Here is a 25613-nt window from a genome sequence, read left to right as displayed (position 1 = left end):
TTGGATCGGCCAGGGCCGATCAGGCGGGAGTAGGCTGGCGCTCCTCACGTCTCAGACCCGCATAGGTATCGGTCAGGCGCGCCTGAGCTTCCTCGAGATTGCGTGGCGGAGGGGTCGGGTCGATGCCGACGAGCTTGGCGATGTTGTTGCCGAGATAGCCCTCGAGATCGTCTTCGGAAAGGCCGAGGCCGTGGGGCGGCTCGTGGCACAGAACCTCGAGCTCTCGCATCCACATGCCGGGTTCGTTCGGCGGCGAGTCCGTACCGAAGACGATCTTGTGTTTCGGCAGCTCTTTCGCGAATTCGACGATGCGGGATTGGAAGCACCAACCGGACTCGCAGTAGACGTTGGGTGTGTCCATCGCCATCCAGAAGGACTCGAACGAGTAGTTGCCCCCGGTCTGGATCCCGAAATGCCCGATGATGAAATTGACCATCGGGAACTCGCGAATGATCGGATAGAACATCGTCGGAATGGTGTAGGGCCCATCACCGGTGTGGATGAGCACGACCACTCCCAGTTCCGCACACTTCTTCATCGCCGGGCGCAGCCAGTCGAGGGCCCGGTCGGGCCGGTAACCATGCATGTTGGCATGCAGCTTCAGCATCTTGAAGCCGTATTCCTTGACATGGAATTCGAGCTCGGCCGCGCCGTTTTCCGGCCCCCAGCGGGGATTGTAGTTGAAGTTGCCGATGAAGCGGTCCGGGTATTTCTGGCAAAGTTCGGCGATATACGCCATGTAATCGCGGATGCCTTCGCGGCCCATGCGGTTGCCGTCGCGATAGCCTGTATTGCCGGGCGGCGGCTGGATGAAGCCCATGTCGATCCGGCGAGGCTTGCCGTTGATCATATAGGGTCCGTCCATCAGCTTCAGCATGCGCTCGCCGTTGAAGGGCGTGCCGGTGTGGCGCCATGCCTCGTCGACCAGATTGGTCGGGTGGAGGTGGGTATCGATGATCATGCTATTTCTCCGATTTCATGAAACGCGCGTGCGGAAGGCTCATGCCGGCTGAAGGCTGGCATGGGTGCCCCTGAGGCGCGCCTGCGCCTCCTCCACGCTGCGTGGCGGCGGCGTCGGATCGAGACCGATCATCCGGGCGATGTTGTTGCCGAGGTAGTCCTCGAGCGTATCCTCGTCGAGGTTCAGCCCCTGGGGCGGCTCGTGGCACAGCACCTCGAGAAGGCGCAGCCACATACCCGGCTCGTTCGGGGGCGTGTCGGTGCCGAACAGGATCTTGTGCTTGGGCAGTTCCTTGGCGAATTCGACGATGCGCGACTGCAAGCACCAGCCGGATTCGACATAGATGTTCGGCGCATCCATCGCCATCTGGAACGGCTCGAAGACATAGACGCCGCCCGTCTGCACGCCGAAATGCCCGAGGACGAAATTGACCGACGGAAACTCTCGGATGATCGGATAGAATTCGGTCGGGATGCTGTAGGGTCCGTCGCCGGTATGCACCTTGACGATGAGGCCGAGGTCGGCGCATTTCCGCATCGCGGGCCGCAGCCAGTCGAGCGCCCGGTCGGGGCGGTAGGCATGCATGTTCGCCTGAAGCTGCACCATCTTGAAGCCGTATTCCTTGGCGTGGTGCTCGATTTCTTCGGCGCCGTTCTGCGTCCCGTAGCGGGGATTGTAGACGAAGCAGCCGAGGAAGCGGTCCGGATATTTCTGAACGAGCTCGACGGTGTAGGACATGTAGTCCCGGATCGCCGCCTTGCCGGTCAGATCGCCGTAACCGTCGGTGTAAATGGTGTTGCCCTGCGGGGGCTGGATGAAAGCTTTGTCGATGCGGCGCGGCTTCCCGTTCACATAATAAGGGCCGTCCATCATCTTGAGGAGGCGCTCACCTGTAAAAGGCTCGCCATCGTGCCGCCAGGCCAGATCCACAATCTTGGTCGGGTAGCAGCTAATGTCGATAATCATCAGTCTCTCCAGAGTTGCCGTCAATCCAATTCACGGATTGTCCATGAGCGAAGCGCCCCGGAGTTCGACGTCAACTTTGCTGAAGGCGAGGTCAGAAAGATCCGTCGGGCTGCGGTCTGCGCGATCGCATGTCAGCAATTCCCGACCGGATGTTGTATCGTGAGATACTAACGCGGCTGACCGCTTCTACTGACGTGGAGAATATTAAGACAGCTTAGAGGGAATGAAAAGTACATTTCATCAAACTGATGAATTAATAAATAATTCGAAAGAATTCATTCTGTGAGCGGTTGCTCAGCGGAGTACAGGCATTGGACGACACCGCAAAAGAAAACGCAGAGTTTCCCGCTGCAGCCGGAATCCTCCTCGGCCTCGGTCTCGGGGGCTTCTTCGACGGCATCGTTCTGCATCAGGTGCTGCAGTGGCATCACATGCTGAGCAGCGCAGGCTTTCCACCGGACAGCCTGGAAAACCTGAGACTGAATACGTTCTTCGACGGCCTCTTCCATGTGGGCACATACGTTTTCGTCGTGCTGGGCCTGATCGTTCTGTGGCGCAGGGGGCGGCGGAGACCCCTGCTTTGGTCGGCAAAGCTTATTTCCGGTACCTTCCTCATCGGGTTTGGCGGCTTCAACCTGATCGAGGGCACCGTCAACCACCAGATTCTCGGCCTGCATCATGTCAACGAGACCGTGCCGCGCGATCAGTGGGTCTACTGGGACACAGGCTTTCTTCTCTGGGGAGCCTTGATGCTGATTGCCGGGTGGATCCTGTACCGGTCCGGTAAACGAGACCTTTCGAGATGAACGGGGTGGGGAACCGCTCTCACAGCAGCCGGTGCCGCACCAGAATTCCCCGGATTTTTGCGTCCTGCTCCTCGCTCGGAAGCAGTGCCGGCTGGCGGGAGGCGCCGACGGAGGGGTCCTGCAGGTAGAGCGAGCGCTTGACGAGGGCCGGCGGGAAGCCGAGGGCGTAAAGCTCGGTGCGGAAGGCGGTGTAGATTGCCTGCTGGCGTTCCGCCTCCGCAATGTTCCCGCTGTTGAACGCGCTGAGAATGCCGGCGAGCACCTCCGGCATGGCATTGCCGAGGCCGGAAATGCAGCCGGCCGCACCGTTCTGCAGCGACCAGAGAACCAGATGGTCGGGGCCGGAATAGACTTCGAAGCCCGGCACGTCGCGCGCCACCTGCAGATAGGCCCCGAGCGTATCCTGCGCACCGCCGGAATCCTTGATTCCGGCGATATTGCCGTGCGCGGAAAGCTTCAACGCCGTCTCCGGCTCGATATGGTTCTGGGTGCGGGAGGGAATGTCATAGAGATAGACGGGGGTCTCCACGGCATCGGCTACCGTCGAGAAGTGCCGGATCAGGCCGTCCTGCGTACAGGCGATGAAGAAGGGGGTGATGACGGCGATGCCGCTGACGCCGATGCGGTCGAAGGCGCGCGCGAGCTGCAGCGTCTCGAAGGTCGCGGGCATGCCGGCATTGACGATGACATCGACGCGGCCGCCGACCTCGTCGACCACTTCCTCGGTGAGGCGGATCTTCTCCTCGTGCGTGAGCGCGGTGAAGTCGCCATTGGTGCCGGCGCACATGATATTGTTGCCGGCGGCGACCTGCCGGCGTACCTGGGCGCGGGTCGCCTCGTAATTGATGGTCTCGTCCTCGTTGAAGCAGGTGACGAGGGCGACGAAGGCTTTCTTGGACATCAGTGACTCCGCTTTGGGATAAGAATGTCGGCAGCCTCGGCCGGCACCGATGCTAGGTGGCCGGCCTTTGCATCCGGATCGGGACTGAGGCTGGCCGCGAGAAGGGCGCGGGTATAGGCCTGCCGCGGCGTATCGAAGACCTCGCGGACGGTGCCGAGCTCGACGACCTCTCCCTGCTGCATGACCATGACGTAATCGGCGAAATCGCGAACGACCGGCAGGTCATGGGCGATGAAGATGAAGGCGATCCCCATCTCGCGGCGCAGCCTGTCGAGAAGCTCGATCACCTGCGCCTGGACGGAGACGTCGAGCGCGGAAACGGCCTCGTCGCAGATGATCAGCTGCGGCTCGAGCGCAAGCGCCCGGGCAATGGCGATGCGCTGCCGCTGGCCGCCGGAAAACTGGTGCGGATAGCGGCTCATGTGCTCGGCCGAAAGACCGACCTGCACCAGGAGCTCCGCGACGCGTTCACGCCACTTTGCCTTGGGCAGGATGTCCGGATGGATGACCCATGCCTCGGAGATCAGCTGGTAGACCGTCATGCGCGGGTTGAGCGACTGGGTCGGGTCCTGGAATACCATCTGGAGGTCGCGCCTGAGCTTGTAGAGCTCTGCCGGCGACAGCGTGAACAGGTCGCGGCCCTTCCAGAGCGCCGTGCCGCTGTCCGGCTCGTCGAGACGCAAAAGGGCCCGGGCAAGCGTCGATTTGCCGGAGCCGCTCTCTCCGACGACAGCCATGGTCTCGCCGGGCATCAGATCGAAGGAGATGCCCTTCAGCGCTTCGAAGGAGCCGTAGGTCTTGCGCACGTCGCGCACGCTGAGCAGGGGTTCGGCGCGCGCGCCGGGTTCGTGCATCGCGCCCTTGCCGGGGGCGGCGGCGATGAGCTTCTGCGTATAGGGATGCTGCGGGTTCTTGTAGATCTCGCGCACGGTTCCCGCTTCGACGATGGCGCCCCTTTCCATCACGACGACCCGGTCGGCGATCTCGGAGACGACGCCGAGATCGTGGGTGATGATCAGCACCGCCATGCCCGTTTCGCGCTGCAGCTCCTTCAGAAGCTTCAGCACTTCGGCCTGCACGGTCACGTCGAGCGCGGTGGTCGGTTCGTCGGCGATCAGGAGGTCCGGCCGGAGCGCCAGCGCCATGGCGATCATGACGCGCTGGCGCTGACCGCCGGAGAATTCGTGCGGATATTTGCGCATTGCCCGCTCGGGCTCGGGAATACCGACGCGGCGAAGGAGCCGCAGCGCCTCTTCGCGCGCCTTGCTGCCGGCGAGCCCGTGAGTTGTCATGGCTTCGGAGATCTGCCAGCCGACGCTGTAGACCGGATTGAGATGGCTGAGCGGATCCTGAAAGATCATGGCGACCCGGCGGCCGTTGACCTCGCGCCGTTCCTCGGCAGGCATCGTCAGCAGGTCCCTGCCGTCGAGCAGGATTTCGCCGGCGCTGATGCGGCCCGGCGGCATGTCGATGAGGTTCATGATCGCCGAGGAGGAGACGGACTTGCCGGAACCGCTTTCGCCGAGGATCGCCAGCGTCTCGCCCTTGTCGAGGTGATAGGAGATCGACTTCACGGCATGGACCACGCCGGCCGCGGTGTGGAACTCGACGGAGAGGTTACGGACCTCGAGCAGATGTTCAGCCATTTTTGCCGCCCTTCATTTCGAGACGCCAGCGCTGTACCGGATCGAGCGCGATCCGCATCCAGTTGGACAGCAGGTTGAGCGACATGGTGGTGAGAATGATGGCAAGGCCGGGCCAGAAGGAGAGCCACCAGGCATTGGTGAGATATTGCCGGCCCTGCGAGATCATCAGGCCCCAGGTGATTTCCGGCGGCTGGATGCCGATGCCGAGGAAGGACAGCGCGCTCTCCGCCAGCATGACATAGGCGAAATCGAGCGTGGCGAGCGTCGTCAGCGTCGGCAGCACGACCGGCAGGATGTGCCGGAAGAGGATGCGCTTGCTGGAGGCGCCCATGACCCGGGCAGCCTGCACGAACATGCGCTCGCGGATCTCGAGCACTTCGGCGCGCGTGGTGCGCAGATAGACCGGAATGCGGGTGATGGCGAGCACCAGCATGAGGTTGAGGATCGAGGAGCCGAGCACATAGAGTACGATCACCGCGATCAGCAGAGACGGGAAGGACATGATCACGTCGGCGAGACGCATGATGATCTGGCTCATGCGCGGCGAGGAAAAGCCGGCGATGAGGCCGAGAACGGTGCCGATCACCGAGGACAGGATCACGGCGCCGGCGGCGACCATCAGGGTGTTCTGAGCGGCCACGATGATGCGGGCGAAAAGCGGACGGCCGAGCGCGTCGGCCCCCATCCACCAGACCCAGGTGCGGGTCCAGTCGAATGGCGGCAGGTTGCGGCCGCGCAGGTTCTGCTTCGTCGCGAGGTCGCCCAGCCAGGCCGGGCCGATGATGGCTATGGTGAGAATGACGAGAAGGAAGATCGCCGCGCAAAGCGCGAACTTGTCCGCCAGCAGCATGCGCATCATGCGGACCGGGAAGGACGGCTCTGCGGCGATGACATTGTCGGTGGTTGCCAGGGTCATGGTCGGTTCCTCCTCAGTGCCGGATGCGCGGATCGAGCAGCGCATAGGCGAGGTCGATCAGCACGTTCATGAGGAAGATCGCAATGGCCGTGACGAGGATCGCCGCCAGCACCACGTTGAAATCGCGTTGCAGGATGGAATCGATCATGAGCTTGCCGACGCCGGGAAAGCCGAAGATCGTCTCGACCACGACCGCACCGTTCAGCAGGCTCGCCGCCTGGTCGCCGACCACGGTGATGACGGGCAGCATCGCATTGCGCAGCGCGTGGATGAAGATGATCGGCCCGGACTTCACGCCCTTGGCCCGCGCGGTCTTCACATAGGCCGAGGAAAGCGCGCTGACCATGGAACCGCGAACCACCTGGACGATGATGCCGAAGGGGCGGACGAAGAGAACCGCGATCGGCAGGATCCAGTGCACGACCGATCCGGTGCCGGATGTCGGCAGGATCGCGAAGTTGATCGAGAAGATGACGATGGCGACGATCGCCAGCCAGAAATCCGGGACGGACGCACCGATGAGCGAGACCATCGAGGACAGCCGGTCGAAGAAGCCGCCGGAGCGGAAGGCGCCCAGCGAGCCGACGACGATCGCCGCTCCTGTGACGAGCGTCATCGTGATGACGGCAAGCCAGAGTGTCCAGGTGAAGGCTTCGAGGACGACATCGAGTGCAGGGCGGGCCTTGCGCAGGGATTCGCCGAGGTCGCCGGTGACGACATCGCCCACATAGCGGGCGAACTGGACGAGGATCGGATCGTTCAGTCCGTGCAGCTCGCGGAACTGCTCCTTCATCTCGGCGGAGGCTTCGACGGGCAGAAACAGGGCCGCCGGGTCGCCGGTCATCCGGGACAGGAAGAATACCATGACGATCAGGCCGATGAGCGAGATCAGGCTTGCGAGCGCACGTTGGCGGATGAATCTGAGCATGGCAGCCCTCGATTTTGCATGAGGCGGCGAGGGTCCCGCCGCCGGAAGGTCTTCATTTCGAATGGCCGCTCGTCCGCGGTTCAGATCATTTGATCTTGATCTCGGAGAGCTGCAGCATGGAATTCGTCGCCATCGTGGGCTTGAAGTCCAGTCGCTCGGACACCCGCGAGAAACCGACCATGTGGAACAGCAGCACGTCTGCCACCACCTCGTCATGGACGTAGGCGATGACCTCGGACCAGAGCTTGGCGCGTTCGTCTCCGACGGCAGCCGAGGCACGGGCGATCAGGTCGTCGACCTTCGGATCGGAGAAGCCCGACTGTGTGCCTTCGGAGTCGTATTTGAAGAACATCGAGAAGGAGGGATCACCCTTCGAGTTGTCGTGCATCGCGGCAACCAGCTGGGGACCGCGCCCTTCCTTGAAGGGCTTCGAGTAATAGACTTCGTGCTCGGCGACTTCTACGAATTTGAGCTCGACCTTGAGTCCGACCTCCTGCAACTGTGCCTGGATGGCCTCCATGATCTCGGTCACGTTGGGGAAGTTCGCGGTGCGCGCGATGATGGTGATCGGCGTGTCTACCTTGACGCCATCGGCCTTGGCCTCCTCGATGAGCTTCTTGGCCTGCTCGGGATCGTAGGGGAAGACCTTCACGTCGGGGTTCCAGCCGAGCGTCGGCGGCGGAACGATCGCGGTGGCGAGGACGGCACTGTCGGGCACCAGCGTACCGAGGAAGGCTTCGCGGTCGATCGCAAGGTTCAGAGCGCGACGGATGCGGACGTCGTTCAACGGCTCGATATTGTGGTCGATGCGCAGATAGACGGTTTCGCTGTCGAGATAGGAGAAGTCGGTGGCAGGGTTGGTCGCCTCGGTCTGCGAGATCGACGGGGAAAGGTCGGCTTCACCCGTCTGGACCATCGCGGCGCGGACCGCAGGATCGGCGCGGAACAGATAGGTCGCCTCGGTGACCTCGGGCTTTTCGCCCCAGTAGTCGTCCCGGGCGGAAAGCACGATCTGCTGTCCGGGCGTCCAGTCGGTCAGCTTGTAGGGACCGGTGCCGACGGGCTCGCGCACGAATTCCATCGGCGTCTCTTCCGGCACGATCGTCAGCAACGACAGGAGCAGCGGCAGGATCGGCTGGACCGGATCGACCGTGAAATCTACGGTCGTGTCGTCGACGACGTCGATCTTGATGTTCATGCCGCCGAAATAGCGGCGCGACTCGCAGGCATTCTTGTCGCTCATCACGCGGTCGAAGCTGTACTTGACGTCCTTGGCGTTGAAGTCGGTGCCGTCGGAGAACTTCACGCCCTTGCGCAGGTTGAAGCGCCAGCTGCCATCCTCCTTCTGCTCCCAGCTTTCCGCCAGACGAGGCATCAGGCCCTTGCCCTCGCGAACGTCGAGCTCGGTCAGGGTCTCGCTGACGTTTTGCATGATGATGCGGCCGATATTCGAGCGCGTGGCCATGCAGGGTTCGAGCAGGTCCGCCTCTTCCGGCAGAACGATCTTGACCGGCCCCGATGCCGCGAAGGCCGGGGCGAGCGCGGAGCCCAGCATCAGGGCTCCCATAATCAGCGTTCTTTTCATTTGCATTCTCCTCCCTCTAGGATCTCGTGTGTGGCGCGGCGACCTTCGTGCGCCTCTCTCCATGCAGGTATTAGCGGCAATCAGCCTCCTCGCCGCTAAGCGCCCTTCTGCCGCCGAATTGTCCAGACCATCCGATTTCTCAGCAAGTTTGTCAAATTGTTTTCGCCTATATTCTGGAATGAAAAATTTTTATCTCGAAACTAAGTAGCAAAAACAACATGTTGGTGGCAAATACGCCCGGGCCTGAACGCGCTGCAGACAAATAGAAAACTTGACAACTTTCGAAATTCCGCGATTGTCCAATGCATGAGGAGGCTTTCATGACGCCTGACGAAATCGCAAACGCAATGACCGGCAAGCTCCGGGAGACCGGGGGTGGGCGATTGGAATCGCTCCTGCCCTCGCCCATGGTGCAGAACCACGCAGCCTTTCTGCACAGGCTCGAGGACGGAAGTCTCGTCTGTGCCTGGTTCGGTGGGACGCTCGAGGGAAAATCCGACATTTCGATCTTCGCGTCGGTGCTCGCGCCAGGCGCCGCGCAATGGGGCGAGCCGCAGCGGCTGAGCTTCGATGCCGGGCACTCAGAGCAGAACCCGGTGCTGTTCACGGCGCCCGACGGGCGGCTCTGGCTTTTCCACACGTCGCAGCCTTCGGGCAACCAGGACGAATGCCGCATCCGTATGGCCGCAATCGAGAGGGATGCCGCTGATCCGACGAGGCTTGCCGCTTCCGAGGGGCGCTATCTCGACCTGCCGCGCGGCTGCTTCATCCGCGCGCCGCTGGTCATCAGAGATGACGGGGCCTGGCTTCTGCCGATCTTTCGCTGCATCCAGCGCCCCGGCCAGAAGTGGAACGGCAGCCACGACAATGCGGCCGTCGGCGTCTCGATCGATGGCGGCCGAAGCTGGCAGCTCGCCGATCTCGACGGCTCGATCGGTTGCGTGCACATGAGCCCGGTGCGCGTCGGCGACACCGGCTACGCCGCTTTCTTCCGCCGCCGCCAGGCGGACCAGGTCTATCGCGTCGAGAGCGTCGACGGCGGGCGGACGTGGAGCCTGCCGGCGCCGACCGACGTGCCGAACAACAATTCCTCCATCGCGGTCGTCAGGCTCAGGGACGGCCGGCTGGCGATGATCTGCAATCCGGTGAATGCGGCCCTTTCGGCCGACCGGCGCGCATCGCTTTACGACGAGCTCGGAGACGACGACGGCCGGCCCGATGCCGATCCTTCAGGCGGCTGCGTGCCGATCTGGGGCGTGCCGCGGGCGCCGGTGAGCGTCTGCCTGTCGGCCGACGGCGGCCGGACCTTCCCCGATCGTATCGCGATCGAGGACGGACCGGGGACCTGCCTTTCCAACAATTCGACCGATGGACACAACAAGGAAATGTCCTATCCGTGGCTCCTGGAAGGGGACGACGGCAGCCTGCACGTCGCCTACACCTACCATCGGCGGGCAATCAAATATGTCCGTCTGCCGCCCGGGTGGGCCGACGAGGGGAGAAACTGATGAGCAAGATTATCGGCATCACCATGGGCGATCCCTGTGGCGTCGGACCGGAGATCACGGTCCGGTCGCTTGCTGAGATGTCGGCTGCGGACCGGGAGGCTACCCGTATCTACGGCAACCTGGCGACGCTCGAGGCTGCAAGGGAGGCGCTTGGTCTCTCGGTCGATCTTCAGCCCTATGTCGTCGACCTTACGGTCGAGGGCGCGCCGCTCCCCTGGAGTAGCCTTTCGGCAGTGGCAGGCGACGCAGCCTTCCGGTTCATCGAGCGCGCGGTACGCGATGCCGAGGCCGGCAACATCGGCTGCATCGTCACGGCGCCGATCAACAAGGAAGCACTCAATATGGCAGGCCACCATTACGACGGCCATACCGGCATGCTGCGCAGCCTGACCGGATCGAGCGCCGCCTATATGCTGCTTGCCTCCGAGCGCCTCAAGGTCATTCACGTCTCGACCCATGTGTCGCTCAAGGAGGCGATCGGCCGCGCCACCACCGAGCGGGTCCTTGCCACGATCCGCGCCGGTAACGCGCACCTGAAGCGCATCGGCTACGAGCACCCGCGCGTCGCGGTCGCCGGCATCAATCCGCATTGCGGCGAGAACGGCCTGTTCGGCACGGAAGACGATGATCAGATCGGGCCTGCGGTGGCGGCCGCGCGTGAAGAAGGCATCGACGTGGAGGGGCCGATCTCTGCCGATACCGTGTTCCATCGCGCCTATTCGGGAGGCTTCGATTTGGTCGTCGCGCAATATCACGACCAGGGTCATATCCCGATCAAGCTGGTCGCCTTCGATACGGCGGTCAATGTTTCCGTAGATCTTCCGATCGACCGCACCTCCGTCGATCACGGCACTGCCTTCGATATCGCCGGAAAGGGTATCGCCAACCACGGCAACCTGAATTCCGCGATCGCCTATGCGCGCAAGCTCGTGGCCGGCCAGGCAAGCAGAAAGGCAGCGTCATGATCACGATCCATCAGCCGCGCCGGCTTGTCGTCGGCGCCGGAAGCATCGGGGAAGTCGGCGCCTGGGCCGGTCAGGTCGGCTCCACCCTGGTCATTGCGACGCCGGTCACGTCCGGCTTTGCCGACAGCCTGAAGCTCTCGGGCAAGGTCACCTTATTCGACGCCATCCCCGGCGAACCGGATATCGCGACACTCGAGGCGGCGGTGGAAGCCGCGCGGAACGCTCGCCCGGATCTGATCGTCGGTCTCGGCGGCGGCTCGGTGATGGATGTCGCCAAGCTGGTCGCGGTACTCTGGGACTCCGGGCAATCGCTCGCCGATGTCGCCGGACCCAATCGCGTGGCCGGCCGCAACACGCGCCTTGCGCAGGTCGCGACAACCGCCGGCACGGGTTCTGAGGCCGGGATCCGTTCGCTGATCACCGACCCGGGCAAGGGCAGCAAGATCGCGGTCGAAAGCCCGCACATGATCGCCGATCTCGCCGTGCTCGATCCGGAACTCACCTACAGCGTGCCGCCTGCGGTCACCGCGGCGACCGGCGTGGATGCCATGGCCCATTGCGTCGAGGCCTTCACCAACCGCAAAGCCCATACGATGATCGACGGCTTCGCCCGCATGGGGTTCAACCTCGTCGGCAAATATCTCGCCCGTGCCGTGCGCGACGGCGAAGATACCGAGGCGCGCGAGGGCATGATGCTGGCTTCCTATTACGGCGGCATATGCCTCGGCCCCGTCAACACGGCGGCCGGGCACGCCATCTCCTATCCGCTCGGCACGCTCTTGCATCTGCCGCACGGTCTCGCCAATGCGATCATCTTTCCGCATGTGCTTGCCTTCAACCAGCCGGCCGCTGCGGCAAAGACGGCGGAAGTCGCGGATGCCCTCGGGCTCGGGCAGGGTCTCTCGCAACGTGATCTGCTGTCGGCCGCGAAAGATTTCTGCGCCGGCCTCGGCATAGAGATGTCTCTGGCCGCCAATGGCGCGACGGCGGCCGACCTGCCGCGCTTTGCCGCGGATGCGCATGCGATCCGGCGGCTGATGGACAACAATCCGGTCGACATGAGCGAGGCCGATGTGCTGGAGATCTACCGGGCAGCGTTCTAAGGCCTGTTGAGATTCGGGATACCCGCCGCGGCTCATCCCTGTGCTCGTCACAGGGATCCAGCCAGACCAAGTCGGGGCGGGGTATCCTTCCCTTCACCTTCTCCCTCGGCCGGTCCTGCCTCTACTGCGAGGCCAGGAACAGGCGGTCGCGCGATCCGGTCAGGTGCTTCAGCATCAGCATCCGGGCCTCTTCGGCACTGCCGGCGGCGATGGCATCGGCAATCGCCTCGTGCTCGGCGAAAACCCTGGATAGGCCGCTTGCCTCGCGCTTCACCGAGATGCCATGGAACTTCATGCCCACGGCGATGTGCTCCTTCAGCGCCTCCATGGCGGTCGAGAAGTAGCTGTTCTGGGCCGCACGGGCGATCGCAAGATGGAACTGGAAGTCGGCATCTTCCCTGTGGGACTGCCTGTTGGTGGCGTCGCGCAGCAGTTCGAGGGCCCGGCGGATCGATGCGAGGCTCGTCTCATCGTGCCGGAGCGCCGCCGCGGCTGCGGCTGCGGGTTCCAGCGTCAGCCGGAATTCATAGCAGTTCAGGAGATCGGCGACGTTTTCCAGTTGACCGAAGCCGAGCGGCTCGCGAAGGCCCACGGCTCTCACGAAACTGCCCGCGCCGCGCCGGGAATAGATGAGCCCCTGGTCCCTGAGGCGCTTCAGCGCCTCCCGGACGATCGGCCGGGATACCTCGAACTCCGTCGCCAGCTCATGCTCCGTCGGCAGACGCTCGTCCGGCTTGTAGGCGCCGGACTTGATCGCGCGGTGCATTCTTTCGAACACGATGTCGGGCAGGCCCTTGCGGGGGGTCCCTTCCTGCAGTCCCATCGTCTATCTCGCCTCCCCCATTATCTGCCTTGCGATGTCGCTCAGCGTGTCCGGCCCGCCGAAGCCGCCGGACTTGGTGATGATATAGCGGCCATCGGTAAAGGCCAGCGCCATCCCGGGCATGCATTCGCCGAGGAGGCGGAAACGGGAAACGCCCATCCTCGCCAGCACGGCCTCGGCTGTTGCGCCACCGGTAAGAAGCAGGGTCGCGGCCGCGCCGGTGAAAGCAGGAACGACGCTGTCGGCCAGGTTCGCGGAGACATCGGCAGGATTGAGCGGCGTCTCGCCCTCGATCGCCTGTACGATCGTCACCGTTCCAGTTGCCGGGGTGACAGGCTTCTGCACCCTGCCTCCGGCCGCCGGGAAATATTCGGCGGGGCGGTTATCGCGCAGCACGTCGACCTGCTCGACTGTGATCGGGTCACGCGACCCGACGACGATCAGTATAGGTTGCCGGGGCAGCGGTATCAGCGGCAGCGTTTCGCTATCCGTCATCCGATGGGCAAGTGCATCGGCAAGCCCCCTTGCGCCGATCATCAGGTCGCAGCCGGCCGTCTCGGCGCTTGCCAATGCGGCGAGCATGTCTTTGCGAGACATCGTATCGGGGATCAATGTCCGTTCCGCATGTCTGCCAAGCCTTTCGGCGACGGGGATGGGCGCTTCCACGCCAAACCCCCGGACATGGCCAGCGACCACGACACGGCCGAAATCGGGGATAGCCGGCGCGACGAGCGCGCGGGCAAAAGGGGTGGCGTCGAGCTCAGCTTCGATATTGCCCTTCAGCCGCGAGTCGACCTTCTTGAAAATCCGCGCATTCTCAGGGACGCGCTTCAGGACGTCGGATGTCGCCTTGCGCGCCTCGTGCGGGGAAATCTCGCGGGACTTGAGGTTGACGACGAGGATCTCCGGCCCGTCCGCCAGTGCAGCATCCACGGAGTCCAGCGCGAGAGCGACTTCCGTACGAAGGCCGCGGCCCGCAAACGGGGCAGCTGAATCAAGAGCACCCGTCAGATCATCGGCGAGAATCACAAGCATGGGGAGGCGCTGAAAATCCGATTGTTGTTATCTTACGTGCGGTATTTTCTACATGTATTGCAAGGATTTGCAAATTTAAATTTACAAATATGCCGGGAAAAGGCTTCGTGCACATCCGGACGGAAAGCCGTCACACAGCTGGCGCATTCACGCGTTGACGGCTATATTAGCCCCTGCGTAAACGTCATCCGAAACGGGAGAAGTCATGGAGCCGGTGACGCTCGTACTGACCGTATGCCTTGCAACTGCACCCGAAAAGTGCCGGGAGGAAACGCTGCAGTTTCAGGACCTGAGGTCGTTGAATCAATGCATGTTCCAGTCTGCGGTGTACATCGCCGAATGGTCAGAGCAGCATCCGGCGCTTCGCGTCCAGAAGTGGCGATGCAGAGTTGCGGATGCGAGCCGCCCCGTCTGAGTACCTGGGCACCCCCAGAACTAGGCGCTTGAATCTCGTAAGCGTATCGCCGACGGTGTAGCGTCGCATGGCAAATCTCGGAATTGCCCGGGGTGGAAAACTGTGCGACAACGATTCGCGTCGTGCTGGGGAGAGTACGACGGCCTGGGAGAGAGATATTCTCGGTGAACTCGGAGTGGCTTTGAGTCGCTCTATTGGCTTGGAAGTATCTCGGGAGGAGAGCCATGCCGCGGACAACCTTGCCCGTTCATTCGCTTTCGATAAAGTCGGCCCTCGTGATCGATGATCATCCGCTCTATTGCGATGCTCTGGCGGCGACGATGGAAAGCACCTTCAATACGCGCCGGATCAGAACGGCGACGTCGCTGAGTGAAGCGCTGCAGCAGCTCAGGATGCGCTTCTCGCCCGATCTGATCATGCTGGATCTGAACCTGCCTGATGCGTCCGGCTTAAGCGGTTTTCTGAAAATCAAGGAGAAGATGCCCGATATTCCGGTCATCGTGATCTCCGCCTTCACGTCGAAGGACGTGGTTCAGTCGGTCATCGCCGCTGGAGCCGCGGGGTTCATCCCCAAGGACATCGATCGTCATAATTTCCAGGAAGCGATGCAGGATATCTGGAACGGCAAGACCTATGTGCCGCCGGGCTACGCGGTGCCGGCGCGCGCGACGGCCACGGACCAGTCGGTGGAGACGATCTCGCGCAAGATCGCCCATCTGTCGCAGCAGCAGACCCGCATTCTGAGCCTGATCTGCGAAGGGATGCCGAACAAGCTGATCGCCTACGAGATGCAACTGGCCGAGGCGACCGTCAAGGCGCATATCACAGCGCTTCTGCGCCGGCTGGGCGTCCACAATCGCACCCAGGCGGCGATGCTGGTACGCGAAGTATCGATCCGCCACAGCCTGCAGTGAGGTGTGCCCGGCGTGCTGGGATGGGAGTTGGAGGGTGACGGTGCATGACGGCTGTCGACGATCTTGACCGCAAACCCGCCGAGGCGGTGCGGCTCGCGACATCACGCGCCGACGATGCGTTCACTGCCCTCGCCGAAATCAGACGGCAGCTCGCCACGGCGAGGCCGAGCTTCATCTTTCTGTTCGTGCCGAACCGGCTGCAGCCGGACGACCTTGCCGCTGCTCTTAGAAAGTCGCTGCCGAACACGGTCGTCTTCGGCTGCACGACAGCCGGCCAGATCACGCCGCGCGGCTATGAAAACGATACTCTGCTGGCGGTCGCCTTCCAGCGGCATCATTTTCGGGTGGCCTCGATTCTGTTCCAACCGATTTCCCCGGTTTCGATCGCCGATGTCGTTTCCCAGACGGAGCGGCTCGCCACGCAGTTTCGCGTGACGCCGGGCCGGAAGCGGCTGGCGCTGATCTTTGCCGACGGACTGTCCAAGCAGGAGGATATTCTGGTTGCGGCCCTGGAGGCGGGGCTGAAGGACATTCCCGTCTTTGGCGGTTCGGCCGGCGACGGGCTGCGGTTCAAGCGCACCCAGGTGCTTCGCAACGGTGAGTTCCACAGCAACGCCGCGCTCCTCCTGCTGCTCGAAACCGATCTGGAGTTCAGCGGTCTCGGCTTCGACCATTTTCAGCCCACCGACAAGCGCATGGTGGTTACCCGCGCTGTCCCGGAGGAACGGCTGGTCCTGGAGATCAACGGCTCGCCGGCGGCGGAGGAATATGCCCGGCTGGTCAAGGTGCCGGTCGGCGAATTGTCGCCGATGGTCTTCGCCGAGAATCCGGTGCTGGTGCGCAACGGCAATCTCTATCACGTGCGGGCGATCCAGCAGATTCAAGGCGAGCACGGGCTCACCTTCCTGTCGGCGATCGACGATGGCCTGCTGTTGCGCCTCGGCCGCGGCAAGGAGATCATCCGCACGCTCGAGACGGGGCTGGCGGTCAGCGGCCATGACGGTGAGGCCCCGGATTTCATCCTCGGTTTCGATTGCTATCTGCGCAAGCTCGAGATCGAGCGCAAGGGTCTGGACAGCGAGGTTTCCGAGCAGTTGCGGCAGCGCCGCGTCGTCGGCTTCAACACCTATGGAGAACAGCATCTCGGCGTGCACGTGAACCAGACCTTTGTCGGCGTCGCCTTTTTCCGGCCGAAGGCGGGGACGCCGCTATGATCGATCCGAACGAGCCCTACGAACTTCAGATCGCAAAGCAGGCAAGGATCATCGAGGCGCTGGTCAACCGGGCCGAGCGCGGCCACGAAGTCGGTGGCTCCGCCTATTCGCTCTTCGAATCCGCCATCGCCCTTCAGGCGGAGGTCTGGGAAAAGACCAAGGATCTCGAAAAGGCCCTCGATACGCTCGACCGGGCCTCGAGCGAGCTCGAGGTCGCCTACCAGGCGCAGGAGCGGATCCAGAGAAACCTCGCCGATGCCATGGTGGCGATGGAGGACGGCTTCGCGCTCTTTTCCGAAGAACGACTGCAGGCCTGCAATGCCCAATTTCGCAATTTGCTGCCAGACGTGGAGCCGCTGATCAAGCCCGGCCTCGGTTTCGACGACTATCTTGCAGCGGTCAACGCAAGCAAGTATCTGAACCGGGAGGAGAATGCTTTGGCAGGCCGGCCTCAGCCGGTGGCGAAGGAGCAGGGATCCGGCCAGCGCTTTTCGTCCTTCGTGATGGTGCTGCGGAACGATCGCTGGTTCCAGATTTCCTACCGGCAGACCAGTTCCGGCAACATCACGGTCCTGCAGACCGAAATCACCGACATCGTGCGCGAGAACCGGCGCGAGAAGAACCGCCTGATCGACCAGCAGTCCCATCTGCTGCAGGCAGCCTTCGATCACATGTCGCTCGGCATCTGCACGTTTTCGTCAGGCGGCGAATTGCTGGTTCGCAACGAGCGCTTCGGTGAGCTTCTCGGCGTTCCGCTTTCGCTCCTGAAAAAGGGAAGCCCCTTTCAGCGCATCGTCGAACATGTCGAGCGTCACGAGATTCTCGAACGCGAAGGGCGCCGGTCCAGGGTCGCCGGCTGGTTCAAGGCCGTGCGCCGCGGCGAGGCGGTGCAGGAGCGCTTCCGCCGGCGCGACGGCATGAGCCTCGACATCCGCATCCATTCCCTACCCGACGACGGCTTCATCGTCTCGATCATGGACGTGACGGCAGAGACGCAGGCCTCGGCGCTTCTGGAGCAGCGCGTACAGGAGCGCACGGCCGAATTGACCGAGGCCAATCGCCTGCTGCAGATACATGCCGACGAGCAGACCAAGATCGAGGCGGCGCTTCGGCACGCCAAGGAGGCTGCCGAGGCAGCCCACATATCCAAGACCCGCTTTCTGGCGGCGGCCAGTCATGATCTCCTTCAGCCGATCAACGCCGCGAAACTCTATCTGTCGATGCTGACGGACAAGGTGGGGCAGCCGGGCACGGAGGAAGTGGTCAGGCGCCTGAAGCGATCCTTCACCTCGATCGAATCGCTCCTGCAGGCGCTTCTCGACATTTCGCGGCTCGACAGTTCGGGAGCCGAGTTCAACGTCACCTCGTTCAATCTCGGAAACCTGCTGCAGGGCGTGGCCGAGGATCTGGCGCCCTTGGCGACGGAAAGGGGGATCGACCTTCGGATCGTGCCCTCCTCACGCTGGGTCAGCAGCGATCAGCGTTATCTGATGCGCTGTGTCCAGAACCTTGTCGTGAACGCCATCCAATATACGGAGCGCGGTCGCGTGCTTGTCGGTTGCCGGCTGACAGGCGATGCCGTGCGGATAGAAGTGTGGGATACCGGCGTCGGAATATCCGAGGAAGATCGGACACGGATATTCAAGGAGTTCACCCGCGCAAGTGGCGCGGCGAAAGGCCCTGGCATGGGACTTGGCCTGTCGATCGTCGAGCGGGCATGCCGGCATCTCGATCACCCCATCCGGCTGGCATCGCAGCCCGGCCGGGGCTCTGTCTTCTCGATCGAAGTGCCACTGGTCGCGCCCGGCCGTGCCAGCGTCAGCGAGGATCCGAGAATGGAGCCGATGCTCGACGGCAGCCTCGATCTGATCGTGATGATCGTCGAGAACGATACCGACGAACTTCACGCGATGACGCAGGTTCTGGAAAGCTGGGGGGCCAGCGTTCTGGCCGCGGACTCGACTGCCGATGCGGCGGCGCTGATGCAGGAAATCGGCACGGCCCCCGACATTTTGCTGGTCGATTATCAGCTGGATGATGAGGACAACGGCATAGAAACCATCCATACGCTGCGCGCGCTCGCAGGAGCCGAAATACCGGCGATCATCATTTCCGCCAACCGGCAGCGGCAATTCCTGCAGCTCTGTAACGAAATGTCCTTCGCCGTGCTCACCAAGCCGGTGCAGCTGGTGCGGCTCAGGGCGCTGATCGACTGGAAGACCCGGGCCCGCGTGGCGTGAGACAAACACAGACAAAGGTCTCCGATGACATTGCCGGGGCCGCTGCTAGGCTCGAAGCCGGTAAACGGAGCCTCGGAACGGGCCACAATCGGACGGTGGATCTGCGATGCGTATTTTTCTCCTGATCGCTCTATTCCTGCTGGGGCCGGGGCACGGACCCGTGGCTGCTGCGGAGACCTACGAGCTCCTCTTCCATTCGGCGGCGTTGAAAGGGCTGGACGCCGCGAAGGACGGTTCCGAAGAGGAGCAGAGCTCGCTCGTCTACGACAAGGTCGTGTCGGGCGCCGATGCAGGGCAGAGGGCCGGCAGCTTCACGGTCGGCCTCAAGGTTGACGACAATGTCGCGATGACGCTCTATCAGGGCAGCCAGTCCCGGGGGCTCGGCACCTATCCAACCTCGGTCGGCAATCCGCTCATCATGTATTTTCTCGAAAGCGTGCTTTCCGATCTTGCGGCACAATCCGGCGGCAGTCCCTTCTACATGCGTAACCGCGTCAAGGAAGCCCTGCTGCGGGATGCGCAGATCGAGCCGGTATCGCTGCGCTATCACGACCGCGAAATCGCCGCGCGCGAGGTGACGATCCGGCCGTTCGAAGACGACAAGGCGCGCGCGCAAATGGGGCGGATCTCGCAATTGTCGCTCGCCGTCACCGTGTCGGAAGAGATTCCCGGTTGGTACTATTCGCTGGTGGCCACCGTTCCTTCGGCGTCGGGCGGGGCCGAGGCCGGCTATTCCCACGCGATCACCTTGAAAGAAGCTGCGGAGCGGCGGCCATGATGCGCGCCGCCCTGGCAGCGCTCGCAATCGCGATGGCGGCAATCCCCGCAAGCGGGCAGAGCATGTCCGAGCGCCTCAACGATTATCCCACCGAGGTCCGGGCCGACTATGTGTTCGGCTGCATGGCCGCCAACGGCCAGAGTCGGGAAGTATTGGGCAAATGCGCCTGTTCGATCGATGTGATCGCATCCATCCTGCCCTATGACAAATATGTCCAGGCTGAAACGGTGCTGTCTCTCCAGCAGGGGAGCGGCGAACAGCTGGCCATGTTCAAGTCGGCGGTCGTGCCACGCACCATGGTCGCGGATCTGAGACGCGCCCAGGCCGAGGCGGAGATGCTGTGTTTCTAAAAGCACTTCCAGGAAAAGTGTGTCGCGGTTCTTCGTCGGGAAGTGCGTGGCGTCAGGCTGATTCAGCTACCATTCAGGCGGGCGGCGTCTTCGGCAGGACGCGGTCGAAGACATTGCCGTCCGTATCGACCGCATGGACCGTAAAATCCGAGGCACCATTGTCGGTATAGCTGAAGCGGAACACGGGATTCTCGCTGATCGATATTCCGCCGTCGAGCGCGAACAGAAGCTCGTCTCCCTGCTTCACGACCAATTCGGTGATGAATTTCGCACTGACGAAGAGCTGGGTGATCTGGTCCCGCTGGAGACCGGAATAGTTCGGATGGCGGATCATGATCTGCGCCTCGCGGCGGGCTTTCTGTACGTCCCCCTTGCCGTCGAAGAGCTTCAGCCGCATCTCTCCCATATCCTTCAGTGCCGCGACCGGGTCCTTTGTGGCTGGCGCCGAGCAGCCGCCGGATGCCTTGACGAAGCGGCCATTCATGAAAATGCCCTGTGGCGTTTCGGCGATCGCGCGGACGTTCGAATATTGGTTGACGCGCACGCGGGTTTCGAATTTCAGCGGTGCCATTGCGGGGCCGAAGCGGATTTCCGCGGCCAGCGGCGCCGGGTTCTCGTCGATCACCAGCTTGAGGGATTCGATCGGGTCCGCCGCCGCGTCCGTCTGCTCGATCGTGACCGGCACCGTCGCGGCGTCGTTGGCGCGGTAGGGCGCGGTGACGGAGAACAGGGCGGAGCCGTCGAGAATGGCCGCCTCGCCGACGACGTCGCCCTTCAAATCGCGCCAGGTCGTGCCGTCTGCAAGCGGGTTGTTCGGCTTCTCCGGCTCGGCAAATGCGAGGCTTGCCGTCAGCATTGCGGGAATAAGCGCGAGAATGAGCTTCATGGTTCAAAGCCCCTTTTTGGACAGGCTGTGAGTATCTTATAGCATAGAACGAGATGCCCGGGAGCAGAAGCGAGCCTTTCGGATATGTTGTCTGGCGCGACCGGCGGCCGCAATCTTGTAGATCGCCGAGTTCGTGTATCGCCCACTTTCTCGAAAATGCCGGGGGCTCGAGGTGTTCGAAGCATTCGTGACGATGTGCATCCTTGCTGCAGCCGTTCCTGACGCGCCGCCGAGCGAGATCTGCCGGGTGGCACTGGTGCCCGGCTTTGCGGCGGAGACGAAAGCGGGGTGCGAGCATGCGCTGCACTCCGTCACACGCAAGCCGGACGAGTGGACCGAGAAGCCGCCATTTTGTGCCCCGAGGCCCAAGTCGGCTCTCTCCTTCAGCGAGGCGGCCCCGGGGGTTTTCCTGCATCGCGGCCGGGTGGGGGAGCCGGATGCGGAAAACGGCGGCGACGTGTCCAACTTCGGCTTCGTCGTAGGGTCGCGCAGCATCGCCGTGATCGATTCCGGCGGCGCGCGCAAGCTCGGAGAAGAGATCTATCTGGCGATCCGCGAACGAAGTCGGCTGCCGATCAGCCATCTGATCCTGACGCATATGCATCCGGATCATGTCTTCGGCGCCGAGCCGCTTCGCGAGGCAGGCGCGGCAGTGCTCGGCCAGGCCAATTTGGCGCGGGCGCTTGCCGACCGCGCCGAAGACTATCGCGCAAGTTACGCCCGGCGGATCGGCGAGGCGGCCTTCCTGGGCAGCCGCATAGTCGCGCCGGATCGGGCGATAGCGCAGGAGGAGGCGATCGACCTCGGCGGCAGGGTGCTGGAGTTGCGCACCTGGCCGACGGCGCACACCTCTACCGACCTCACCGTCTTCGACCGGACGTCCGGTATCCTTTTCGCCGGCGATCTGCTGTTCGACACCCACATGCCGGCCCTCGACGGATCGTTGCGCGGCTGGCTCGCCGCTCTTTCCGAAATGAAGGACCTCGGCGCGCCGAAGGTCGTGCCCGGCCATGGAGGGCCGCTGCTCGACTGGCCGCAGGCCGCCGCGCCGCTCGAACGCTACCTCCGTGTTCTGGAGTCCGATACAAAGAAAGCGCTCGACGACGGCCTGGCGCTCGGGGAAGCAAACGAGGTCATCGGTCAAACCGAATCGGGCCGATGGCGCCTGTTCGATCTCTTGAACCCGCAAAACGCCACGGCTGCCTATACGGAGATGGAATGGGATCCTTAGAGCCACTCCCGCGAAAGTGCGACGGTTTCCCGTGCGGGAAGTGCGTAGTTCAAAGCGCTAGCGGGGTGACAAATGCGGAATTGATCCTCTCGGGAGGCACGATCCGCAGATCCGATGCGTTCAAGCGTCAATCAGGCACATGCTTCAGCAGCATCTGTGCGATCGCATAGGCGCGTTTTTCCAGAAGCACCGGTGTTTCGCAGACATAGGTGAGCGCCTGCGAGCGATCGCGATAAATGCGCTCGTCCCAGTCGATCTGTTCCTCCAGCTTGTCGATACGGTCGAAATCGGGGCTTTTCTCCCGCGAAAGCTTCGCCATCTCGACGCGCGCGCCCTCGATGCGCGACGAGAGCGCGATCTGGCTGCGGGAATAGCGGGCTATTCCCGCGATCAGCCGCTGGCGGGTCTCGGCGATATTGTCGAACACGCCGTAGAAGATGTTGCCGAGCAGTTGACCGTCGACCTGCTTGTTCCGCTCCACGAAAGCCCTGATATGCGCATCTGCCTCTTCCAGGCTGACCCGGCGAAGCGACAATGCTTCCACGAGATCGTTTGCTTCGGGCGAAAGAGGCGTGCGGGTCACCGGCGCGGGCCACATCAGGCTCGCCGACAGGTTCTCGACCTTGCGCTGGATACAGGGCCAGTCGGGATCGGAAAAATCCATTGCTCCCGCGATGCCGGGGGCTTGGGTCAGGCAAAGCGCCAGCCCTAGCGCCAGGTTGAGCGGCAAACCGCGCATCCGGCGAAGCGCATGACAGGCGGCTCTCATCCTTGATGTCTCCGTGTTCTCACGGGTGTCAGTATAGGGTGACCGGGGGAGAAGCCAAAGGACGCGTTTTACACACTAAGGTCGCAATTGTCTTTGTGCTTTGGCCCGTCTGTAATCTGTGCACAAGGCCTCACAAGGCCGCTTACATAACGTAGTACCGGAGGCATCCATGCGCACTCGCGCTGCTCTGGCCGTTCAGGCCGGAAAACCCCTTGTCGTGACCGAAGTCGAGCTCGAAGGCCCGCGGGCCGGCGAGGTGCTGGTCGAGGTGAAGGCGACCGGCATCTGCCATACCGACGACTTCACGCTGTCGGGGGCCGATCCGGAGGGGCTGTTCCCGGCGATCCTCGGTCATGAGGGCGCCGGCATCGTCGTCGATGTCGGCCCCGGCGTCACCTCGGTGAAGAGGGGCGACCACGTCATCCCGCTCTATACGCCGGAATGCCGCTCCTGCCCCTCCTGCCTCAGCCGCAAGACCAATCTGTGCACCGCCATCCGCGCCACCCAGGGGCAAGGGCTGATGCCGGACGGCAGCTCGCGGTTCTCGATCAACGGCGACAAGATCCACCATTATATGGGCTGCTCGACCTTTTCGAACTTCACCGTGCTGCCGGAGATCGCGCTCGCCAAGGTCAATCCGGACGCCCCCTTCGACAAGATCTGCTACATCGGCTGCGGCGTCACCACCGGCATCGGCGCGGTGATCAACACCGCCAAGGTCGAGATCGGCGCCACCGCCATCGTCTTCGGTCTCGGCGGCATCGGCCTCAACGTCATCCAGGGGCTTCGCCTTGCCGGCGCCGACATGATCATCGGCGTCGACCTCAACAACGACAAGAAGCCCTGGGGCGAAAAGTTCGGCATGACCCACTTCGTCAATCCGAAGGAGGTCGGCGACGACATCGTCCCCTATCTCGTCAACCTGACGAAGCGCGGTGCCGACCAGATCGGCGGCGCCGACTACACCTTCGACTGCACCGGCAACACCAAGGTCATGCGCCAGGCGCTCGAAGCCTCGCATCGCGGCTGGGGCAAGTCGGTGATCATCGGCGTCGCCGGCGCCGGCCAGGAGATTTCGACCAGGCCGTTCCAGCTCGTCACCGGCCGCACCTGGATGGGCACCGCGTTTGGCGGCGCGCGCGGCCGCACCGACGTGCCGAAGATCGTCGACTGGTACATGGAGGGCAAGATCGAGATCGATCCGATGATCACCCACACCATGCCGCTCGAGGACATCAACAAGGGTTTCGAGCTCATGCATTCCGGCGAGAGCATCCGAAGCGTGGTCCTCTATTGAGCGCGAAGATGGAACTCGTAACGCAAAGCCAATGTTTCGGCGGAACCCAGTCGGTCTACCGCCACGCCTCCGAGGTTTGCGGCGTCGAGATGACATTCGGCCTCTACATGCCGCCGCAGGCGCGGACGCGTTCGGTACCGCTCCTGTGGTATCTCTCGGGCCTGACATGCACGCATGAGAACGCCATGATCAAGGCGGGCCTGCAGCGGCACGCGGCCGAGCAGGGGCTGGCGCTGGTTTTCCCCGACACCTCGCCGCGCGGCGAGGGCGTGGCCGACGACGAGGCTTATGATCTCGGTCAGGGTGCGGGCTTCTATGTCAATGCGACGCAGAAGCCCTGGTCGCCGCACTATCGCATGTATGATTATATCGTCACCGAATTGCCCGCCCTTCTGCGGGAGCAGTTGCCGCTCAACGGCGTCAACGGCATTACCGGGCACTCGATGGGCGGCCACGGCGCGCTGACGATCGCCTTCCGCAATCCGGAATTGTTCCGCTCCGTTTCGGCCTTCGCGCCGATCGTGAATCCGACCCGGTCCGACTGGGGGCGCAAGCAGTTCTCGGCCTATCTCGGCGACGACGAGGCCGACTGGGGCAGCTATGACGCCTGCCTGCTTCTCGGCGAGCTCGGCTGGCATGGCGATATCCTGATCGATCAGGGCGCGGCGGACCAGTTTCTGGACGAGCTGCAGCCCGAGGCGATGGCCCGCTTGCTGGCGGAGCGGCGGCAGGCCGGCGTGGTCCGGCTGCAGGCGGGTTACGATCACAGCTATTACTTCGTGGCGAGCTTCGGCGAGGACCACGTGCGCTGGCATGCAGAGCGGCTGAACGCCGCGTAAGGGAGAGGAAAGAATGGCTTTTAGACTTGGTACCCTGCTGACCGCTTTCGTCCTGTTCGGTGGAACTCTTGGCGCTGCTGCGCCGGCTCTTGCCCTGGATCCCTCGGTCGGAGATCCCGGGGCAGGCGAGAAAGTCTTCCGCAAGTGTCAGGCCTGTCACGCCGTCGGTCCGGATGCCAAATCGAAGACCGGACCCTTGCTGAACGGGATAATCGGCCGGTCGGCCGGCAAAGCCGAAGGCTACGCCTACTCGCCGGCGATGAGCAAGGCGGCCGAGGCAGGGCTTACCTGGACGCCGGAGAAGATCGCTGAGTTTCTGACGAGTCCGAAGGGCTTCCTACCCGGCACCAAGATGACCTTTGCGGGTCTGCGCAAGGATCAGGAGCGCGCCGATATAATCGCGTATCTGGCAACCTTTCCCTGATCGAAGAGGAGGAGGCGAAAACAAGGACAGAAGCAAGGTACCCCTGTAGCAGACGGAGCTTTCTCCAGCGGCAGGGGCAGAGTCGCAAGCCGATACCGGGAGATGAGGAGACC

Annotated in this window: 25 protein-coding genes; 14 read left to right on the top strand and 11 right to left on the bottom strand. The window is 63.0% G+C overall.

The window, feature by feature from the left end; genetic code table 11:
- Positions 1 to 19: 19 nt before the first annotated feature.
- Complete coding sequence (locus M1D34_RS25085; RefSeq protein ID WP_498783009.1) at positions 20 to 961, bottom strand: amidohydrolase family protein; 942 nt, start codon at positions 959 to 961, stop codon at positions 20 to 22.
- 39 nt (positions 962 to 1000) lie between these two features.
- Positions 1001 to 1927, bottom strand: coding sequence for an amidohydrolase family protein (locus M1D34_RS25080; protein ID WP_498783007.1), 927 nt, complete (start codon positions 1925 to 1927; stop codon positions 1001 to 1003).
- A gap of 311 nt (positions 1928 to 2238) precedes the next feature.
- Between M1D34_RS25080 and M1D34_RS25075 the strand changes: the two genes are divergently transcribed.
- On the top strand, positions 2239 to 2733 hold the full coding sequence (locus M1D34_RS25075; protein WP_498783006.1) for a DUF2243 domain-containing protein: 495 nt from the start codon (positions 2239 to 2241) through the stop codon (positions 2731 to 2733).
- A gap of 19 nt (positions 2734 to 2752) precedes the next feature.
- On the opposite strand, the gene M1D34_RS25070 is transcribed toward M1D34_RS25075, so the two are convergent.
- From M1D34_RS25070 to M1D34_RS25050, 5 genes are all read right to left on the bottom strand, one after another.
- Positions 2753 to 3634 (bottom strand): dihydrodipicolinate synthase family protein, encoded by an 882-nt coding sequence (locus M1D34_RS25070; RefSeq protein ID WP_498783004.1) that lies wholly within the window; start codon positions 3632 to 3634, stop codon positions 2753 to 2755.
- Positions 3634 to 5280 (bottom strand): ABC transporter ATP-binding protein, encoded by a 1647-nt coding sequence (locus M1D34_RS25065; protein ID WP_498783002.1) that lies wholly within the window; start codon positions 5278 to 5280, stop codon positions 3634 to 3636. Before M1D34_RS25065 ends, M1D34_RS25070 begins: the two co-directional genes overlap by 1 nt.
- Positions 5273 to 6196, bottom strand: a complete 924-nt coding sequence (locus M1D34_RS25060) for an ABC transporter permease (protein ID WP_498783000.1) — start codon at positions 6194 to 6196, stop codon at positions 5273 to 5275. Before M1D34_RS25060 ends, M1D34_RS25065 begins: the two co-directional genes overlap by 8 nt.
- Positions 6197 to 6209: 13 nt before the next feature.
- A complete protein-coding gene (locus M1D34_RS25055) occupies positions 6210 to 7124 on the bottom strand; it encodes an ABC transporter permease (RefSeq protein WP_003532054.1) in 915 nt (304 codons plus the stop codon).
- Between the two features lie 85 nt (positions 7125 to 7209).
- Positions 7210 to 8709 (bottom strand): ABC transporter substrate-binding protein, encoded by a 1500-nt coding sequence (locus tag M1D34_RS25050; protein ID WP_013850154.1) that lies wholly within the window; start codon positions 8707 to 8709, stop codon positions 7210 to 7212.
- Positions 8710 to 9029: 320 nt separating this feature from the next.
- Here M1D34_RS25050 and M1D34_RS25045 point away from each other — a divergent pair, with 320 nt between their 5' ends.
- From M1D34_RS25045 to M1D34_RS25035, 3 genes are read left to right on the top strand one after another with little or no spacing between them, the layout of a single operon-like run.
- Complete coding sequence (locus M1D34_RS25045) at positions 9030 to 10217, top strand: sialidase family protein (RefSeq protein WP_498782997.1); 1188 nt, start codon at positions 9030 to 9032, stop codon at positions 10215 to 10217.
- Positions 10217 to 11182, top strand: a complete 966-nt coding sequence (gene pdxA, locus M1D34_RS25040) for a 4-hydroxythreonine-4-phosphate dehydrogenase PdxA (protein WP_498782995.1) — start codon at positions 10217 to 10219, stop codon at positions 11180 to 11182. Before M1D34_RS25045 ends, pdxA begins: the two co-directional genes overlap by 1 nt.
- Entirely contained in the window at positions 11179 to 12285 is a 1107-nt protein-coding gene (locus tag M1D34_RS25035) for an iron-containing alcohol dehydrogenase family protein (RefSeq protein ID WP_498782993.1), read from the top strand. The genes pdxA and M1D34_RS25035 overlap by 4 nt, the downstream gene beginning before the upstream one ends.
- A gap of 121 nt (positions 12286 to 12406) precedes the next feature.
- On the opposite strand, the gene M1D34_RS25030 is transcribed toward M1D34_RS25035, so the two are convergent.
- Positions 12407 to 13108 carry a FadR/GntR family transcriptional regulator gene (locus tag M1D34_RS25030; RefSeq protein WP_003532059.1) on the bottom strand — a complete coding sequence of 234 codons (702 nt, stop codon included), beginning with the start codon at positions 13106 to 13108 and terminating at the stop codon, positions 12407 to 12409.
- Between the two features lie 3 nt (positions 13109 to 13111).
- Positions 13112 to 14143, bottom strand: a complete 1032-nt coding sequence (locus tag M1D34_RS25025; protein WP_498782990.1) for a four-carbon acid sugar kinase family protein — start codon at positions 14141 to 14143, stop codon at positions 13112 to 13114.
- 205 nt (positions 14144 to 14348) lie between these two features.
- On the opposite strand from M1D34_RS25025, the gene M1D34_RS25020 reads away from it, so the two are divergent.
- The 6 genes from M1D34_RS25020 (at position 14349) to M1D34_RS24995 (ending at position 20054) form a co-directional block, all read left to right on the top strand.
- Positions 14349 to 14558, top strand: a complete 210-nt coding sequence (locus M1D34_RS25020) for a hypothetical protein (RefSeq protein WP_498782988.1) — start codon at positions 14349 to 14351, stop codon at positions 14556 to 14558.
- 224 nt (positions 14559 to 14782) lie between these two features.
- The gene (locus M1D34_RS25015) at positions 14783 to 15472 is read left to right on the top strand and encodes a response regulator (RefSeq protein WP_498782986.1); all 690 of its coding nucleotides are present in this window, start codon (positions 14783 to 14785) and stop codon (positions 15470 to 15472) included.
- A 44-nt stretch (positions 15473 to 15516) separates the two neighbouring features.
- The gene (locus M1D34_RS25010; protein WP_498782984.1) at positions 15517 to 16686 is read left to right on the top strand and encodes an FIST N-terminal domain-containing protein; all 1170 of its coding nucleotides are present in this window, start codon (positions 15517 to 15519) and stop codon (positions 16684 to 16686) included.
- Positions 16683 to 18926: a hybrid sensor histidine kinase/response regulator gene (locus M1D34_RS25005; RefSeq protein ID WP_498782982.1), complete on the top strand. Its 2244-nt coding sequence runs from the start codon at positions 16683 to 16685 to the stop codon at positions 18924 to 18926. Before M1D34_RS25010 ends, M1D34_RS25005 begins: the two co-directional genes overlap by 4 nt.
- 106 nt (positions 18927 to 19032) lie before the next feature.
- A complete protein-coding gene (locus M1D34_RS25000; protein WP_498782980.1) occupies positions 19033 to 19704 on the top strand; it encodes a hypothetical protein in 672 nt (223 codons plus the stop codon).
- Positions 19701 to 20054, top strand: a complete 354-nt coding sequence (locus tag M1D34_RS24995) for a hypothetical protein (protein ID WP_029962147.1) — start codon at positions 19701 to 19703, stop codon at positions 20052 to 20054. Before M1D34_RS25000 ends, M1D34_RS24995 begins: the two co-directional genes overlap by 4 nt.
- A gap of 73 nt (positions 20055 to 20127) precedes the next feature.
- On the opposite strand, the gene M1D34_RS24990 is transcribed toward M1D34_RS24995, so the two are convergent.
- Positions 20128 to 20940 (bottom strand): quinoprotein dehydrogenase-associated SoxYZ-like carrier, encoded by an 813-nt coding sequence (locus M1D34_RS24990; protein ID WP_498782978.1) that lies wholly within the window; start codon positions 20938 to 20940, stop codon positions 20128 to 20130.
- Between the two features lie 172 nt (positions 20941 to 21112).
- Here M1D34_RS24990 and M1D34_RS24985 point away from each other — a divergent pair, with 172 nt between their 5' ends.
- Positions 21113 to 22171 carry a quinoprotein relay system zinc metallohydrolase 2 gene (locus M1D34_RS24985; protein WP_498782976.1) on the top strand — a complete coding sequence of 353 codons (1059 nt, stop codon included), beginning with the start codon at positions 21113 to 21115 and terminating at the stop codon, positions 22169 to 22171.
- A 127-nt stretch (positions 22172 to 22298) separates the two neighbouring features.
- Here the strand turns inward: M1D34_RS24985 and M1D34_RS24980 are convergent, their stop codons facing one another.
- A complete protein-coding gene (locus tag M1D34_RS24980; RefSeq protein ID WP_498782974.1) occupies positions 22299 to 22940 on the bottom strand; it encodes a hypothetical protein in 642 nt (213 codons plus the stop codon).
- Positions 22941 to 23109: 169 nt separating this feature from the next.
- Between M1D34_RS24980 and M1D34_RS24975 the strand changes: the two genes are divergently transcribed.
- From M1D34_RS24975 to M1D34_RS24965, 3 genes are read left to right on the top strand one after another with little or no spacing between them, the layout of a single operon-like run.
- Complete coding sequence (locus M1D34_RS24975; RefSeq protein ID WP_498782972.1) at positions 23110 to 24237, top strand: S-(hydroxymethyl)glutathione dehydrogenase/class III alcohol dehydrogenase; 1128 nt, start codon at positions 23110 to 23112, stop codon at positions 24235 to 24237.
- 8 nt (positions 24238 to 24245) lie between these two features.
- Positions 24246 to 25076, top strand: a complete 831-nt coding sequence (gene fghA / locus M1D34_RS24970; protein ID WP_498782970.1) for an S-formylglutathione hydrolase — start codon at positions 24246 to 24248, stop codon at positions 25074 to 25076.
- A 13-nt stretch (positions 25077 to 25089) separates the two neighbouring features.
- Entirely contained in the window at positions 25090 to 25500 is a 411-nt protein-coding gene (locus M1D34_RS24965) for a c-type cytochrome (protein ID WP_010975083.1), read from the top strand.
- The last annotated feature ends 113 nt before the right edge of the window (positions 25501 to 25613 follow it).

The organism is Ensifer sp. D2-11, from assembly GCF_054161295.1.
This window is presented reverse-complemented; position numbering and strand designations above follow the sequence as displayed.